The 16,531-nt window shown below is 69.2% G+C and carries 17 protein-coding genes; 1 reads left to right on the top strand and 16 read right to left on the bottom strand.

Annotated features, from left to right (window positions below; translation table 11 throughout):
* Window positions 1-18 precede the first annotated feature (18 nt).
* The 16 genes from AC07EQ_RS39080 to AC07EQ_RS39005 all read right to left on the bottom strand — a co-directional run bounded on the left by AC07EQ_RS39080 (window position 19) and on the right by AC07EQ_RS39005 (window position 15,754).
* Window positions 19-864 carry a hypothetical protein gene (locus tag AC07EQ_RS39080; RefSeq protein WP_478392854.1) on the bottom strand — a complete coding sequence of 282 codons (846 nt, stop codon included), beginning with the start codon at window positions 862-864 and terminating at the stop codon, window positions 19-21.
* 3 nt (window positions 865-867) lie between these two features.
* A complete protein-coding gene (locus AC07EQ_RS39075) occupies window positions 868-1,287 on the bottom strand; it encodes a hypothetical protein (RefSeq protein ID WP_478392853.1) in 420 nt (139 codons plus the stop codon).
* Window positions 1,288-1,438: 151 nt separating this feature from the next.
* Complete coding sequence (locus tag AC07EQ_RS39070; protein ID WP_478392852.1) at window positions 1,439-1,687, bottom strand: hypothetical protein; 249 nt, start codon at window positions 1,685-1,687, stop codon at window positions 1,439-1,441.
* A 228-nt stretch (window positions 1,688-1,915) separates the two neighbouring features.
* On the bottom strand, window positions 1,916-2,299 hold the full coding sequence (locus tag AC07EQ_RS39065; RefSeq protein WP_478392851.1) for a hypothetical protein: 384 nt from the start codon (window positions 2,297-2,299) through the stop codon (window positions 1,916-1,918).
* Window positions 2,300-2,989: 690 nt separating this feature from the next.
* On the bottom strand, window positions 2,990-6,049 hold the full coding sequence (locus tag AC07EQ_RS39060; RefSeq protein WP_478392850.1) for a LysM peptidoglycan-binding domain-containing protein: 3,060 nt from the start codon (window positions 6,047-6,049) through the stop codon (window positions 2,990-2,992).
* Window positions 6,046-6,465: a hypothetical protein gene (locus AC07EQ_RS39055; RefSeq protein WP_478392849.1), complete on the bottom strand. Its 420-nt coding sequence runs from the start codon at window positions 6,463-6,465 to the stop codon at window positions 6,046-6,048. The genes AC07EQ_RS39060 and AC07EQ_RS39055 overlap by 4 nt, the downstream gene beginning before the upstream one ends.
* The gene (locus tag AC07EQ_RS39050) at window positions 6,462-6,893 is read right to left on the bottom strand and encodes a TadE/TadG family type IV pilus assembly protein (protein ID WP_478392848.1); all 432 of its coding nucleotides are present in this window, start codon (window positions 6,891-6,893) and stop codon (window positions 6,462-6,464) included. The genes AC07EQ_RS39055 and AC07EQ_RS39050 overlap by 4 nt, the downstream gene beginning before the upstream one ends.
* Entirely contained in the window at window positions 6,890-7,312 is a 423-nt protein-coding gene (locus AC07EQ_RS39045) for a TadE family protein (RefSeq protein WP_478392847.1), read from the bottom strand. The genes AC07EQ_RS39050 and AC07EQ_RS39045 overlap by 4 nt, the downstream gene beginning before the upstream one ends.
* A gap of 17 nt (window positions 7,313-7,329) precedes the next feature.
* A complete protein-coding gene (locus AC07EQ_RS39040; RefSeq protein ID WP_478392846.1) occupies window positions 7,330-7,563 on the bottom strand; it encodes a hypothetical protein in 234 nt (77 codons plus the stop codon).
* A gap of 44 nt (window positions 7,564-7,607) precedes the next feature.
* Complete coding sequence (locus AC07EQ_RS39035) at window positions 7,608-8,510, bottom strand: type II secretion system F family protein (RefSeq protein ID WP_478392845.1); 903 nt, start codon at window positions 8,508-8,510, stop codon at window positions 7,608-7,610.
* Window positions 8,507-9,322, bottom strand: coding sequence for a type II secretion system F family protein (locus AC07EQ_RS39030; RefSeq protein ID WP_478392844.1), 816 nt, complete (start codon window positions 9,320-9,322; stop codon window positions 8,507-8,509). The genes AC07EQ_RS39035 and AC07EQ_RS39030 overlap by 4 nt, the downstream gene beginning before the upstream one ends.
* A gap of 38 nt (window positions 9,323-9,360) precedes the next feature.
* Window positions 9,361-10,707 (bottom strand): CpaF family protein, encoded by a 1,347-nt coding sequence (locus tag AC07EQ_RS39025; protein ID WP_478392843.1) that lies wholly within the window; start codon window positions 10,705-10,707, stop codon window positions 9,361-9,363.
* A gap of 44 nt (window positions 10,708-10,751) precedes the next feature.
* Window positions 10,752-11,582, bottom strand: coding sequence for a CpaE/TadZ family protein (locus tag AC07EQ_RS39020; protein ID WP_478392842.1), 831 nt, complete (start codon window positions 11,580-11,582; stop codon window positions 10,752-10,754).
* A gap of 32 nt (window positions 11,583-11,614) precedes the next feature.
* On the bottom strand, window positions 11,615-12,139 hold the full coding sequence (locus AC07EQ_RS39015) for an SAF domain-containing protein (protein ID WP_478392841.1): 525 nt from the start codon (window positions 12,137-12,139) through the stop codon (window positions 11,615-11,617).
* A gap of 1,166 nt (window positions 12,140-13,305) precedes the next feature.
* Entirely contained in the window at window positions 13,306-13,689 is a 384-nt protein-coding gene (locus AC07EQ_RS39010) for a hypothetical protein (protein WP_478392840.1), read from the bottom strand.
* 1,447 nt (window positions 13,690-15,136) lie between these two features.
* Window positions 15,137-15,754 (bottom strand): prepilin peptidase, encoded by a 618-nt coding sequence (locus tag AC07EQ_RS39005; protein ID WP_478392839.1) that lies wholly within the window; start codon window positions 15,752-15,754, stop codon window positions 15,137-15,139.
* A gap of 572 nt (window positions 15,755-16,326) precedes the next feature.
* On the opposite strand from AC07EQ_RS39005, the gene AC07EQ_RS39000 reads away from it, so the two are divergent.
* Window positions 16,327-16,527, top strand: a complete 201-nt coding sequence (locus AC07EQ_RS39000) for a hypothetical protein (protein WP_478392838.1) — start codon at window positions 16,327-16,329, stop codon at window positions 16,525-16,527.
* The last annotated feature ends 4 nt before the right edge of the window (window positions 16,528-16,531 follow it).

Below are 16,531 nucleotides of genomic sequence, written 5' to 3'. Positions count from 1 at the left end.
CGGCAGGTGACCGGTGGGTCACTGGTCGGTGAAGACGGTGACGGTGCCGGGTCCGCGCCCTTGGGCGCGGAGGGCGTGTTCGTGGTCGGCGTTGTTCGGGACGATCGCTGCGGACAGGAAGCGGTGATCGTGGGGGTCGTCGGGGTTGTGCCAGTTGTGGGCGTGGATCACGGGCTTGATTGCGCGGTTCATGATCTCCTGGGCCGTGGCGAACGAGTCCGCGTCGGCGGGGTCGATCCCGAACACCACGAAGGTGATCGACCGGCCATTGGGGTAGACCAGGGCGGCGTAGCGGGCTTCGGGCGGCAACCCGCTGTCCGGATCGGCGGCGCTGGTGACCAGCTCGGCCATGAGCCACACGGCCAGCTGTGGAAGGTCCAGCGCGGCGGTGTCGGCGTAGTTCTCGCCGTAGCGGCGGGCCGCAGGTGTCACCTCGACAACCGGGCGTCCGTCGGCGGGGTCGGTGACGGTGACGATGTGCCATGCCCCGGCCCGCCACAGCCACACCCGGCCCTCGTCGAAGGCATAGGCCAGGCGGAAGCTCGGGGCGTACGGCATGGGGCTGGCTGTGTCGCCGGGGAAGGTGCCGTCGACGTGGGGGCTCTCGTCGCTGGCGAGCTGCTCCTCGTCGCGGGTATAGGCGTCACCGAACCCGCCCGTGCGCCACGCGATCAGCAGATCGCCGATGCTGTGTTCGTAGCCGTCGGGGTTGGTGGCGGTCAACACGTCCCGCCCGATCGGCAGCGTGGCCAACACGTCCGGGGTCGGCTCGGCGTTCGTGCGCTCGGCCCGGGTTTCGAGGTAGACCGAGCCGATAGGGGCGGCGCCGGGGCCGCGTCCGAGGAAGAACAGCGCGCGGGCCATGATTCAGCCCTGCCCGTCGGGTCGCAGTTCCAGCCGCACGGTCTGCTCGTGGCACCGGTACAACGCGGCGGGGTCCAGCCAGGCGGTGTCGCGGTCGTCATCGGGTCGCAGCCCGATCTCGGTGGTGCCGTAGCGGGAGCGCTCGACGAACACGGTGCCGGTGCCGAGCGTGTTCTCCTCGCCTACGGTCGGGGTGGTTGGGGGTGTGCCGCGGGACCAGTCGCCAACGTGGAACGAGGGCCCGGTGGCCATGATCACGGCCACGAGTCGCCCGCGCGTGCCGACCGGCGCGTGGTCGAACGGCATCGGGTCGGGGGTGTCGTCGTCGGGGGTGCGGTTGAGGTGGACGGTGCCGTACCGGTCGGTGCGGCGTTCGTCGGCGTGCCAGTTCAGGACGCCGGTACCGAGAACGATGGTGTCCATTGTGGAACTCCTCCTGCTAGGGCGTCGGCCGCCTGTGTTGGGCGGCGGGGTGTGCGGTGGCGAGGTGGTCGGGGAACGGGGCGTCAGCGGTCGTGCCACCACCACACCCGGCCGTCGCGCCCGGCAAGACCCGTGGTGTGGGTGGTGGCGGTCATCGCGACCACCCCAACGCGTCGGCGGCGCTGCCGGGCAGGTATCCCAGCTGCTCGCCTTCGCCCAGCCACACCACCGGCTCCTCCGTCGGGGGCGTGCCGTCGCCTTCGGCGTCGGCCGGGGTTTCCACAACGGCGCCGACGGTGTACTCGAGCGGCCACGCCGGTTGAGCGGCCCACCGAATCGGGGTGTCGTGGTCGTAGTCCTCCAGGGCGGCGAGCAAATCGCGGACGGTCTCGATGCTCATCAAGGTCCGGGCTCCCCTCTGTCCATAGTGGACAAAACCCTTTTTGTGGTTGATCACGATTGGCGGTGGCTGCTAGGCGGTGAGGATGGTGGCGGCGCGCACGGTCAGGTCGTCCGTGACCCCGTGCGGTCTGTCGTCGATGGTTCTGATCGTCCAGGTCATCGCGGGTTGCCTCCCGGCGCATGAATGTCCACTATGGACATTCATTGATGCGGGCTGATGCCCTGTTTATTTCGTGGCTTGCGTACCCTGATCGAGCTGTTGGCGTAGGAAGCCGACGGCTCCGGCGGGAAACCGCATGTGGTAGCGGGTGATTCGTCCGTCGTCGTCTTCGAGATATGCCACCATCACTGCCCCGTCGGGATCTGTGCCGAAATTCAGCCTGGTGACGGTGCCGCTGATATCGGCAGCCGGGATTGGTTTCACGAAAATACCCCACTCTGCGAAAAAGGAAATGAATTCATGCTCGCCGGAACTTTGGCTATTTCCGGGTTTTGTTCCCGGTGACAATTCAAAGATAGCTCCGCGAGGGCGGGCGCTCAAGTCGAAAATGGGGCCATTTTCAAGATTCTTTCCGGCCAATTTCAGATGTTTTATCGATGGTTTGTTCACATCTTTTCGGTCGGTTATTTCCCCGCTGGCGGTTCCGTGTCGCTATTCGGCCCGGGAACGGGCGGGCGCGGGTTCGGCCGCGTCCGTGCCGGTGACGGCCCACTACCGGCCCGGCTGACGAGGGAGGGGCCGGCCGAGGGAGCCGGAGGAAGAGGTGTGCCGCGGGCCGGGGGTGACCTGGCTACTGTGGCCGGCCGAGAATCAGTGAAATACTAATGCCGATAATGCTGCCGGTTTCTCAGCGAATTCCGGGAGGTTGGGGAGTTGATTCTTTTCGCGTGCTGATGGCGGTTCAGACTGGTTATCGTAACCAGTCTGGCTCATCGGCAGGATCGCTGATGTGGGCCCTGAGCTGCGGTGGTGGGAGGTGTAAGGGGGGCCGTCGGGGCACCGCCCTGGACGACGGGGTCTGGGCGGGGTGGCCGACGGCGGGGCCAACGGCCCCCTGAACGGGAGTAGGGCCCACACCGCTATCCCGGTCGCGCACCCGGGGACCGCCGGTGAGACTTCCGCGCACAAAACTGGGTCCGGCGCAGGGAAATCGGCCTGCCTGTGTGACCAGTGGCGCGGCCGGGGCTGGGGTCGTGGTGCCGTGTGGATCAAGAGTGGTTCCTCGGTGAATCCGCGTTGTGGGTTCGTGGCAGGGCAGGGTTCATGCTGCGCTTTGCTGTCATCGAACCTGGTTGTGTGTCAAAGCGGAACCCTGTTTTCGGTGGGTTTGTGGGGTGGGGCGAGGAGTTGTTCGGTGGTGGGGTCGGGTTCGCAGTCGATGTCGGCGAGTCGTGCTCGCAGTGCCCGGAAGGTGGCGGTGGCGGCTTCGGGGCGTCCCAGGCTGGTTTGGAGCCGGATGAGGTGTTGGTAGAGCTGTTCGGTGTAGGGGTCCCAGGAGATGGCCAGGTGCAGAACATCGACGGCGCGTTCGGGTTCGTCTCGTTCGATCGTTTTCGCGAGGGTGAGAAGAGCGTCGAGTGCTTGGCTGCGCCACATTTCCGCCACGGGTTCGGCCCACGCGTAGTGGGAGCCTTCCAGGGGCGGACCGGCCCGGCACAGCTCTGCCACCGTGCCCAGGGCGTGCAACCGGAGGACGGTGTCGGTGGAGGTCCGTGCTTGGTGCAGGGCTTCGGACAGTTCCTGGACATCGAGGGTGATGGAGGAGTCGTCGAGGCGATAGGCGCCGGCGGCGGAGGTGATGAACCGTTGGTCGGTCAGCCCGGTGGCTTTGCGCAGGGCGGCGCGGGCGTGGGAGATGGCGGTGTGCAGCTGCGCGCGCCGGTTGGCGGGTGGGACGTGGGCGAGGATGTCTTCTTCGAGGGTGTCGCTGCGGGCGCCGGCGGGGTGCGCCGCGAGGTAGGCCAGGATTTCGCGGGCGAGGCTGCGCATCCCGGACACCTCGCCGCCGGGAGTTTCGACGCGGACACCGCCGAGCACCCGAACCCGCACCATCGCATGACGGTGTGCTTCAGGACGTGGTGGTGCGTCGTCCTGCCCGCCGTCGGCCTGCCCGCCGTCGGCCTGCCCGCCGTCGGCCTGGCGGCCGTCGGCCTGGTCGTCGGCAACGTCGGGATCCTCCCGGTCGGAAGAGTCCACGGTCTCGACGGTGGTGGTGGGCGCGGGGCTGTGGGCCGCGGCGACGACTCGCCAGATCTCGGCGGCGTCGGTGGTGTGGAGCGTGTCCAGCCGGGTTCCGTGGGGGAGTGTGATGTCCGTGCCGTGGGTGTGGTTGATCGTGCCGTCGTCGGCGATGTCGAGTGTTGGGGTCCAGTCGTTGGTGAGGAGCAGGGCGTGGATGCCCAGGCTGCGGCCGAGTTCGCAGACGGCGGCCCACCGCGCGCGGGTCGCCGGCGTCGGCCGGGCGCAGGCCAGCAGGGTGGGAACCGCCTCGGCGGGGTCCCGCTCCTGGTAGGCGTGGAAGCGGGCTGCGGTACGGGCCGCCATGTCGGTGGCCGCCCCGGGCATAGCGGGATGGGGCTGCGCGCTGTCAGGTTCCTCGGGGATGTCGGTGTGGAGAACGAGATCGTCCAGGAGACGGATGCGGCGGGCGAGTTCGGCTTCCAGGAGGGCCAGAGCGTCGGGCTCCCCGCTGGTGACAGTTACCCCCGGCACCTCGCCGAGTGCCGCTGACGCTGGGGCGTGGCCGGGCTGGTCGGGGGCGAGTGCGGTGAGGATGTCGGGGCCGGCGAGGTGGATCTGTCCTGGGTGGAGAGTGTCGCCGGCGACGACAGTGGTCAGGATTGCCCGTGTCGCGGCCGGCGCACCGGGGCCGGTGAGCCCGAGCCCGGCGACAGTGGTCAGGTCCAGGGGATGTTCGCCGGTGTCGGTGTGGGCGCGGACGACCGGTGCCGGTGGCGGCCAGGCTCGGCGGGGTGTGAACTCCTGGGCTTCGGGATCGGTGGGCGGTCCGGTGTGGTGGCGTGCGGCGTGATCTAGCACGCGGACCGCGTGGCTGGGACGAGCCGACTGGGTGTGTGGGGAGTGGTCGAGTGGGCGTTGGTGGCGGCGACGGCGCCGCGCGAGGGTCAGCGCGGTGGCGACCGCGGCAGCCAGCGACAAGCTCACGAGGCCGCCCGAGGGCAGCACGACCAGCCCCGGCTCCTCGCCGATGTCGGTGACCTCCGGCTGGGTCTCCGCCGGGGCAGGGTTTGGGGTGGCTCGGTCGTGGTCTGGTGCCGCTGGCGGCGGAGTTTCTGTTGGCGTGAGCGGGAGAGCGGGCGCCGTTTCTGGATGTGGTGGTGGCGAACTCTGCACGGGTGCGGTGGGCAGTGCGAGGCGCCAGCCGGGGAAGAGCAGGTTCGGGTCACGCAGGACACGCCCGTCCGGCTGGGGCTGGTGGGCGTTGAGATCGAAGAGGTCGTGCCACTGGTCGGGGGCGCCGAGTTCGCGTGCGGCGATCGCGGTGAGTGTGTCACCAGGCTGGACGGTGATCCAGCGCGCATTGTCGGCAATGACTGCGGGAGTGGGGAGGTGGGTGGCGTCGGGGGGAAGCAGGAGGATCCAGTCGGTGAGCAGGTGGTGCGGTGTGGCGATGCGGTCGGTGTTGAGGTCGACGATCTCCTGCACGCGATGGGGGTTGCCGAGGTGGCGGGCGGCCAGGCCCCAGAGGGTGTCGCCACGGGCGACGCGGTAGCGGGGGCACTCCGGGCGCACATCGTCGTCGATGTGGGTGGGGGTGCTGGGTTCGGGCGGATCGGAATATCCGCCCGAACCCAGCGGCAGGGCGGTGTCGCTGCCGCTGGGGCGGTTCGGCAGCGCACCACCGGGGTCCTGCGGCGCGGTCACCGCGACCGGGTCCACGGGGGTTGCGGAGGCGGTGGGGGTGCTGACGGAGAAGACGGTGGTGGCGACCAGCGCGGTGATCCAGCCCCGCGGCCCGGAGACGGTGGTGAGGCGGTGCCGTGCGATCCGGGTGCCGTAGCGGAGCAGGAGCACGAGATCGCAGAGGCTCCACCAGGCCAGCACCGCCCAGGTCACCCAGCCGAAGGCGAAGATCGCGAGAATGAGGGCGCCGTCGGCGCCGAGGTCGAGGCGCACGGTGTGCCAGGTGTCCTCCAGCCACGGGCGGAGTTGCTCGACGATCGGCGGCGCCCAGGGGGAGTCGTCGACCACCGGCCACGCCAGCCGCGGCAACGTGACGACGTCGCGACCGGCGACCACCAGGATCGCCGGCATTCCGGCGAGTAGGGCGGCGAGGCCGAGCACGGCAGCGACGGCACGGATCCGGTCCGCGATGGCGTGGTGGCCGTGGGAGGTCATGGCAGGCCGCCTGGGGTGCGGGTGCCGACGCCGAGCGAGGCGGTGGCGTCGCCGGTGACGGTGTGGGTGTCCCAGAGCAGCCCCATCCTGGCGCGCTCGGAATAGGCGACCGTGACGTGCACGGTGCCGGCGCCGTCCATCGTGACCGTCCCGGTGTGCCTGGTGGCGCCGAGGTAGTGGCGTGCGGCACTGATGGCTGCGGTCGTGTCGAGGGTGACGGCCGGACCGCGGGTGTCCAGGGCGGTGAGTGCGGTACGGGCGGCTTCGGCCGCCACGGCGTCGGCGCGGGCCAGCACCCGCAGCCGGTCGGCTCCCTCCACCACGACGGCGAAGACCAGCAGCAGGCACGGCACGAGCACGGCGACCAGCACACTGACCGATCCCTGGTCGCGGGAGTGTCTGGTCGGGGCGGTCATGAGCGTGTCCGATAGGGGTCGACCGGGCTGGCGAAGGTGGCCTGCAGCGGGACGACGCCGGGGAGCGTGGACAGGCCGGTGAGGTCGGCCAGGGTCACGGTGCAGCCCAGGGTGACCGTGACGGTGCCGGGTTCGCCCGCCCTGGTGCCGAAGGCGCTGGTGTCGGCGTGCAGCTGTATTCCTGTGCACGCGAGGTGTTGTTCGGCTATGACGTGTGTTCCGGTCGCGGCCGCGGCGGTGTGGGCGGCGGCGGGAGTGCGGGCCAGCGATGCCGAGCGGGCGGCGGCGGTGGTGGCGTGGCCCAGGGCGTTGTCGGCGCTGACGATGCGTCCACCGGCGATGACCAGCACCAGCAGTATCAGCAGCATCGGTGTCAGCACCGCGAGTTCCGCACTGGCCGAGCCCTCATCGAGCCTGCGGCGGTTCATGGTGTGCTCCCCGGTGTGGTGAAGTGTTCTTTACTGGCCTGGGCTTCCTGCTCGACACGCAAGTCCAGTCCAGGAATGGGCAGGAGTCGTGGCGCGGTGGCGGCCACCCGCACCGTCACCAACGCGGCGTCGACGTTGGCGGTGACCACGGGCTGGGCGGTCAGGGTTCCCACGCGGGCGAGGAAACCGGTGGCGGCGGCGTGGGCGTGCCCGGCGGTGCCGGTGACGGTGCGGGCGAGTTGGGCACCGTGCTGGGCCGCGGACAGACACAGGGTGCGGGTGTGCCACCACAACCCTGCCTGCAGAACCGACATCAGCAGAATCAATGCCAGCGGGGCGAGAACCGCTAGCTCGACCGCGACCGATCCCGCATCCCCTCCCGCCCGTGTCTGTCTCTTGTAGACGACGAAGAGGTTCATGGAGTAGTCCCCCCGGGTTAGTGGAGTTGTGCTTGGTATTTGGCGACGACCGTGGTGATGGCGGCGCCGAGTCCGAGGGCGACGGCGAGGGCGATCGCGGTGAGGACGGCTTTCTCTGTGCTCTCCGACCCGGTGTCGTCGAAGCTGGCCTTCGTCGATCGGTCGCGGGCGAGGTGGCCGGCGAGGGCGACCCAGACGGCCAGCAGCAGCATGGTGGTCGTGGCGTGGTGACGCAGTCGAGTAATGAACATGGCGGAAACTCCTTCATGCACTGTGCAGGGCGGGAAATTCAGGGCTATCCGGTGAGGAGCCGGATGACGGTGGGGTAGAGGGTGAGGATGAGGAAGCCGGCCATGAGGACGGTGACCGGCAGGGTGAGGCGTTCGGTGCGTGTGTTGGCCTCAGCCTTGTCGGTGCTGACCGCGGTGGCGCGGAGGCTGGTGGCTTGGGTGGTGAGGCTGGTGTAGATCGCGGCGCCGTCGGCGGCGGTGGCCGCCAGATCCGCGACCGCGACGAGTTCGCGGAGCCCGATCGCCTCACCGAGCTCACGCAGCGCGCTCCAGGGTGGGTGTCCACTGTGTTCGGCGTGGGTGAGGGTGCGGTGCACCCGGGTGAACAGCCCATGCCCACCGACGGCGGCGGCCTCCCGCAGTGCCGGGGCGGGGGCGTGGCCCGCGGCGCGTTCCTGGGCGACGAGGTCGAGGTAGACGGCCAGGATCCGCCGGCAGTCCTCCCGCGCCGCTGAGGCACGCTGTCGGGTCTGCCAGACCGGCAGCATCGCCCCCACCACACCGGCAGCGGCCACGACCACCGCCGACACTCCCAGTGGCAACGCCATCCCCACCGCGGCCAGGGCTACGAACAGCGCGGTTGCTGCGGTGATGCCCGCTGCCGTCCAGCGCAGCCGCGCCGTCACATACGCCGTCGCCGTTGCATCGAGCAGGTCGAGGTCGTGAAACGGGATACCCAGCCAGGGGTGCCGTGCCCGTACGGCTCTGTCCGTGACCTCGGTCAGGAGGCGGGTGCCGAGGGCGCGCCAGCCAGGGGCGGGTCGAGTGCTGGTGGTGCGGGTCGAGATGTGGCGCCAGGCGGCGGCGAGATCCAGCGGAGCCGGCCCTGCCACCGCCCACACACCGACTGCGAGTCCGAGCCCGAGCACGGCCCCGAGGAGTACGGCGAGCACGAGAACGGGGCTCATGACACCTCACCGCCGGTCAGGTAGCGAGGACCGCGCGAGGTGCTCGACAGGCGGTGCATCCGCCACAACGCCACAGCGAAGATCCCGGCCACGATCGCCAGGACGCCTTGCCCGGCGAGGGTGTCGAACGGGGCGAGATAGTCGCGGGCGAAGAGCACCAGCCCGGTGACCATGATGATGGTGATGGCGACGAGGGTGCGCACGGTGGTGCGGGGTTTCGCGCGGTCGGCCTCGATCTCCCGCCGGAGCGCGGCACGCGCATTCAGGGCGGTGGCTTGGGCGTGCAGGATCTCTACCAGGCCACGCCCACCCGTGCGCAACCGCAGCAGCAGCGCGAGCACCACCTCGTCGACCGCGGGGTCGGCGAACTCGTCGGCGAAGGCCCGCAGCGCCTTCTCTGGGCCCTCGGAGGGCAGGCGCGCGGTGAGTCGGTGGAGGGGGTCGGCGAGGAGGTCGGGGGCGGTGTCGGCGGAGCGGGCCAGCGCCTGGTGCAGTCCGCCGGCACCGGAGGCCAGCAGATCCCCGACACGGCGAGTCCACATCGCTAGGGCCTCCTGCAGCGCGATCGCCTCCCGCGGCCCCTGCGGCGCCAGCAACAGGGGCAGGCCGTAGGCGGCGGCGATCGTGGCTACGGCGGCGACCGGCCATCCGGTCGCCCACCCCACGACACACGCCGCCACCACCGCGGCCAGAACCCGGCGCCACCGCCGGCTTTCCCGCAGCCGCGTCATGACCCGGCGTCGGCCCAGCCGCCAGGGTTCCCGGGTGGGTGTGTGCGGGAGGGCGGCGAGGCAGCCCAGCAAGAGACCCACGCCCAGGAGGAGTCCACACAGGATGGATACGGCGAGGATCACGACCGCCCACCCCCCTGATCGCTGTGGGTCCACTGGCCGGCTGGGTGGTGGAACACGCCGCGGTCGAGCCCGTGGGCTTCGAGACGTTCGAGCAGCCCAGGGCTTGGCGGGCAGTAGGGGATGGCGCGGCCGTCGCCGGGGCGGGGGCCGAAGAGGGTGGTGAGATCGGGGAGGGTGGCATCGCCGACCGGGCCGACTTCGACGATGTCGGAGACGAACCGCTCCCGACCAGTAGTGGGGTGGTCGCGGCGGGTGACGTGCACGATGAGGTCCACCGCCGAGGCCGTCCACCGATGCGCCGCCTCCACCGGCAGGGGTGGGTGGGCAAGTTGGCCGAGTGCGGCGATGCGATCCGGCACCGCCCGCGCCGAGACCGCGTGCACGGTCCCCATCCCACCGGCGGCGCCGTTGCCGAGGGCACGGAGCAGGGCGGTGATCTCGCCGCCGCGGACCTCGCCCACCACGACCCGCGACGGCGAATGACGCAGGGCTTGCTTGAGGAGGTCGTCGAGGCTGACCTCGCCGACACCTTCGGCGTTGGGAGTGCGTGCCTCCAGCGGGGTGACCAGCGGATGCCGGTCGGGGGCGAGGTGCAGGCCGAGTTCGTAGTCGTCTTCGACGGTGACCACGTGCTCGGTCGCGGGGATCTCATGGCACAACGCCCGCAACAGTGTCGTCTTGCCCGCATACGGGCCGCCGGTGACCAGCATGTTGGTCCCGGCGGCCACCGCCACCTCCAGGAAGTGCCGCAGCCCCGCGTCGAGGCTGCCGTGCTGCTGCAGGTCGGCGAGGGTGCTGTGGGTGAGGCGGTGACGGCGGATCGCCACCCGCGGGCGGTCGGCGACGTCACGCACTGCCGCCAACCGGGCCCCCAACGGCCCCCCGGCGGGCAGCCGCAGGTTCCCGATCGGCTGAGCGGGGGAGAACTCGCGGCTGGTCTGTCCTAGCCGGGCGAATATCGCCTCCAGGAGCTCCAGCAGCTCGGCGTCGGAGTCGGCGACCGGGTGCGGCCAGCGCTGCAGGCTGCCGTCGGCGAGTTCGAGAAAAACCCGGTCGTGGCCGTGGATGTGGATGTTCTCCACGTCCGCGCGTTCCAGCAACGGCTGCAGCGCACCCAGGCCGGCCAGCGCGGCCAGCACCGCCTCCGCCAGAGCGTGCTCCTGTTTCTCCGACATCGGAGGGTCTCCGCGGGTGGCGCGGGCGTGTGCCCACGCGGTGATCTCCTCGACCACGACCGAGTCCAGATGCGCGTGATCGGTGACCGGGGCCACGCGCACGCGCTCGGCCACCCTGGCACGCAGCCGCCGTACCGCGTCCTGATCGGGGAGCTCGCTTCCCTCCACAGTTCGCAGGTGAAAGCCGTTGTGGGATTCGTTGATTCGCCTCGTCATGACGTGCCTTTCCGTGCGAGCTCGCGACCTGTGGCAGCTGGAGGTGTGGTGTCGGTGGGTGGTGGGTTGAGGTGGGTGTGCAGGCGGCGTGCGGCTTTCCTGCTGGTGCGCAGCAGGGGGCAGCGGTGTGGCGTGTGAGAGGGGGTGGCGCCGTCGGAGAGGGCTCGTGCGGTGGGCGGATCGTGCGGCAGTTCCAGCCCGACCGGGACCCCGAGGGCACGGGAGACGTCGTCGGCCTCCCGGCTCGTGGTCGCCGACACCGCCACCCCCAGACGCCTCGACGGGAGGCGCTCCCGCAGCGCCGTGACCAGTGGTGTCGCAGCCGAGATGTGCCGCAGGCTCGGCCGCACCCCGAGCAGGACGAGATCGGCCTCGCTGACCAAGGGCCACGGCAATGCCGGCCCGGGGGCAAGCCACCGGCCCGCATCGATGAGGACATCAGGCCCGCCTGCGGTGGTGAGGTCGCGGATCGCGCTGGCCAGCCGGCGCCAGCCGTTGTTGCCGATGGCCTCAGCTTGGGCTCGGCTGGTCACCCCGCCCAGGAGGCGAAGATGACCTGTGCCGGGAATGTCTTGGACGTGCCCGATGAGTCCTTCCGCCGGTACCGAGCCGAGGTGGCGGGTGGCGGCGGCGAAACTCACCACACCACGGTCTGTGGTGAGGCGGCCGTCGACCCACCACTGCCCACCCCACCCCGGCAGCAGATCACCCCCGTCCGGGTCGGCGTCGACGACCAAGCAGGGATGGGGCCACATCGTGGCCAACGCCGCGACCGACGTGGTGACGCCGGGCGACCCTTTCTGGGAGAGGAGCGTGATCACAGCCATGGGTTTTCTCCTTGTGCGGATTGGGAATCTGGTTAGGGGCGAGGGCCGAGGAGGCGCACCAACGCTCCGCTCGCGGCGGCGCGGGCGGCCGGCTCGGCGGCGGTGTCGGGGATGAGCACGTCCGCCGTGATCGCGCCCTCGGCATCCGGTGGGGACACCTGAACCACCCGCGCGGCAAACCCAGCACCGCTGGGAGCCGCACCCGAACCAGCGAGAGTGGATTGCGGCTCCAGCGCCACGACCTGGATCGCGTCGTTGGGGTTCAAACCACGAGCCGGGAACTGGCCAGGTTCCAACCGGATCCCCACGACGCTCTGGCCTGCTGCGGGAATGCTCTGTGTCGTGACGTCGGTGGGGGCCAGCAGTGTTCCGGCGCGGAGAGTGCCGGTGGCCACCCGGCCGAGGATCTGGGGCCGTTGAATGTCGGGAACCGCGAACAGTCGCGCGCCCGACGGCAAATCCACAGTGGTCACATCCTGGGCGCTGATCCGCTGTCCCCACCCGACATCTCGCGCCACAAGCAGCATCGGCTCCCGGTCCCGCAGCGCCGACACCACCGCGACGTTCCCGAATACCGACACACCTACCAGCCCGGCGGCTCCGACGAGGAGTAGCCACCGTCGACGCCGCGGCACCCGCGGCCCCACCACCCTCTCCGAACGTGGCGTGTCACGTGCTTCGGGCGTCGTGGTGAGCTGGAATGATCCCGTTGCAGACATAGGTCTCTCCCAGTAAGAAGTGCAGAAATTGATGAGAATAGGTTCTATCGCAAGGAAAAGATGGAACTAGTGGGTGCGTAGTGCTTGTGCTTCCGCGACCGCGAAGGTCGCCTGAGCACGTGAGGTCATGGGGGCCAGTTCACCGCCGACAACGTCGCTGCCGGTCCACCCCCGCCACACCACCCGCCACGAGATCGACCACTCCGTTGTGACCTGCTCACCAGGCTGATCAATCGATGAGCGTTCGTAGACGAGGTCACAGTCGGGAGACGCGGCGTGCACTCCGAAGGACCGGTCGTACGGGGTTCCTGGCCCGGCACAGGAGGCAGTCGGCTGACCGTTGCCTGGTTGCATCGACAACCGCACCGGCACGGCCGTGACCTCAGCCCAGACCTCACCGGCCTGGACTCGTTCGTGCTGGGGCTGCCAGTCAGCGGCCTCGGTCCACAACCACGTGTGTTCCCCCACCACGGTCGCCGAACGCCCATCCGGCAGCCGCAGATCCGGGGAATGCCGAGGTGTCGGCAGGGGCAGACGGAGTCGGTCGGCGGCCTGGTGTGCGAGCACCACCGCCTGCGGTGGCCCCACAGCGCCGGGTGACTCGGGAGCCCCGGGCGGTGCGGTGAGCGGGGCCGGACACCCGCCCTCGTCTAAGGGCCCGAGACACCACGTCGATAACGGCGACGAACCAAGGAGAAACGCCGAATCCTGCGATTGCCCAGGCGCGTCGCACAGCAGCGTCGGGCAGAGAGGCGGCGTAGTCGGTGACCCGGCGTGCCCAGCCCCGGATCCCGTGCCACCGTTGCCCGGTGTTGATGTCGTGGGCTTACCTGGCTTGCCGGGACTCGTGGCGCCGAGATCCACCGACGGCGGCGAATACAACCCGCCATAGTCACCCGGCCCCACCTCCACGCCACCCGCCTGAGCCAGGCACACCGGGCTCATCGTGATGCTCAACGCCGCGACTCCCACGACGACGACAGAGATACGGGATCGGGCGGGCATCAGCACACACCCCCTGGGAAATCGATGCGCATCACACGCCAGGCACCGTCAGCGCCCCGGGTCAGCGTGCCCCGGACTGGATTGCGCTCGGGACCGACGTTTCTGGGGTGCCCGGTAGCGAGATCCGCCTGTCCCGACCGGCTTCCATCCTGGCAATCGGTGATCGTGGCCTGGTCGCCGTCAACACCGACCTCGGAAACACGCGGTGTGACCTCGCCATACAACCGAATCCCATCGGCACGCTGCTGCCGCGCCCTGGAGAGAATCTGGGACAGCAACGGATCCACCGCCACGTTTCCCAGGTCGTGCTCCCACTGGCTATCCGGTTCACCGGCTGAGATCCACGACACCCGCCAGAACTCGCCGTAGACCTGCTCGACCACCGCGCGTTCCCCGGCAGCAGTATTCGTTGGGCTTCCCGAAGGCGGGTCGATACTCGGCGCCGGCGCCAGGACCGCAGGCGGAGGTGAGGAACAGCCGATGCCGAGAAACCCCGCCACCGCCAGCGCCGCGGACATCCGCGCGGCCCTGGCAACACCGGTCAGTGGGAGCATCTGCGAGTCCTTCCGATTGTGGTGATTGTTCGGACGAACATGATGCCGAACCATGTGCCGAGAACCAGGATGAGACCGGCGGCGACCTGGGATGCCACACCGCGGTGGCCTGCCAGCGGGCCCGTCACCTATCCCAGGCCGGCGGAAAACACGACCGGCGCGACTGCGGCAGTCCACTGGGGTAGGGCAATTGGCTGCAGAAGTCGAGTTTCGCCTTTCATCGTGCGGGCTAGGAATGTCCGGCACAACATCCACCTCCAGAGTGGAAACTGAGCGCGAGAACTGCTGGGAACCACACAACATCGGGATCGTTGCGGCCTTCCAGGGCCACTGAGCTTGGCAGCGCCCACCGCTCGGTGTCAGATTTTGGGTCTCGCCAGACGGCCGGTCCACTCGTCCGGGTGAGTCGTCGACGACGTCCACGCATCCCGGGTGCTGCAAGCACTTCAGTGTCCTCGGAGCGGGTGGACTGTCGTTCTGGGGACGGTCAGACCGCCCTTCGGCACACGGGGGGGCACGTCAGCGCTGCGCACCCTGTTCGCCATGGCGACGGGCGTCTAGGCGCGGTGGGAGGGAAGGGCGCGCAGCCGTGGCGAGCTTCCAGCGTCGTGAGGTACCGACTCGGCTTGTGGTGAGGGTAGGGCGGCGTGGATCAAGGGTGCGGCACGATATGTCCAGCCCGGTCCTGCGTTCTTCCAGCAGCCCAGCATCGCCCAACGCCCGTGGCGGGTGAGCCACAACCAGACGTCGACCAGATCGGGATCGTCGCCGTCGGCGGGCGGAAGGAGCTGCAAGACAACAGTTCCCGCAGGGAGAGTGGCGGGGCTGAGGTTCGTCCTCCAGGATCCAGTGAAGCCGGTGAGGGCCTGGTGCGGGTCTCGGTCGGTGGAAGTGATGACGATGCCGCCGGTGTTGCGCGGCATACGCATAGGCGGCGGGGGACCGAGAGTGCAGGCCACCCGAGTACGCGGGGCGGGTGAGGAACAGGGCGCGACCGGAGCCCGGTTCGGCCTCGGCCCGGGGGCGCGTAGTTCCTGCGTCGGCGGCGTGTGAAACAGCGAACGGTCTACTGAGGACATCTCTATTGCCTCCATAGTGATTGTTTCGACTTCCAGGGGCAGTGATATGGACGCTCCGGCCAGCGGCGCTGTCAACCGGTGTGTGATGCGGCGTAGGACTAGCCGGTATGCATGTCCAAGCCTGCACCGCCAGACGGGCGAGCGCAGTCATGGTGCTGGTCATGCGCATTCGAATTGCGCTTTCTACAACGAAATTCTTACGACAGGACGGCGATCCAGCCGCCGAGGATCAGGCTGGGGCCGGCGGCGATGCGTGCGGTCCGGGCTCGCAGCGTGGTCGCCCATGCCAGGCCGGCGAGCACGCCGAGCACCAGCAGCGACGCGGCGATGCCCACCAGCACGGTTCGCCACCCGATCCACCCGGTGTACACCGAGATCGCGGCGAGCAACGTGATGTCGCCGTAGCCCAGCCCACCCGGCGCGACCCAGTAGGCGAGCGAACCGACAACCAGCACCAGAACGCTGGCGGACAGCGATCGCAGCAGCGCCGTCGGCGAGCCCACCGCGATCGCGTGGACGGTGAACACGACCAGGCCTCCCGCGGCCAACGCGATCACCCACGGGCGGGGCAATCGGTGACAGGCCATGTCGATCCAGGCCAGCGCCACACTGCAGATCGCCCACCACCACCAAGCGACGAGCACAGGATCGGTGGCGAAGCGGCACCCCACGGCGAGCGAAACAGCGCCGCCGGCAGCGCTGAACCCGGCCAACGGCCAGGGCCGTGTCGACCACACCACCCACGGCCGCACCGCCCACGCCACCACCGGACCGACCGCGATGCCCGCGAGGAAAACAACGGCGACTACGGACACAGAACAAGAAGGCGTCGGTGCGTGAACGACGCCCTCCACTGATGTGCGGCAGGGAAGAATGTGCCAACACCACAATTTCACCTCCGAAACTGGGAACCAGGCTGCGAGGAAGCCCGAAGGATCCGGATTTGTCGCAGCGGGTCCGGGGAGATTGAGCGTGGCATGGGATCGCGCCTCGTGTCAGTTTTTGTCACTGCGAACTGGTGTATCCGCCCGTTCGAGTGAAGCCTCAGAGTAACCATCTATTGATGCCCGGTCGCACAGGTCCTTGCAGCAGAGGAAGCCGCGATCACGTTCCGTGACATGGGTTTTCGATGCTGGAACTTCCAGCGGCGTTGGGAGCCAGGCTCACTCGGATGGGTGTATCTGTCCGATGGGGGGACCAAAAACTGACACCGGAACCGTGCCCGTGTCACCGTGGCGAAACCCACAACGCGGAACCCTCTCCACTGAGATGGCGATATTCCGAATGGGCTCCCGTTTCTCTTTCTTCCTGCGCGCCTCGCGCGGGACTGGAGTGATCCATTATGCGAAACGTACGACAATCCAGCAGATCCCGAACGCTCTTTATCTTGCGGTGGCAAGACGACGAGGACTGGGGCCACCTGTCCGCGGTCACCGACGCCGCCAAGCCTGTCTTCCTCGGATTCGTCAACCGGGCCCTCGATCCGGTCTTTCACACACTCAGCCGTGACTGCTCGATCGGCGCCGACGGATTCCGCGAAGTGTGGTTCACCGGACACCTCTCCGACGCGACGCGCGCCCCGAGGTGATCGG

The organism is Saccharopolyspora sp. NPDC045839 (genome assembly GCF_056431645.1).
This window is presented reverse-complemented; position numbering and strand designations above follow the sequence as displayed.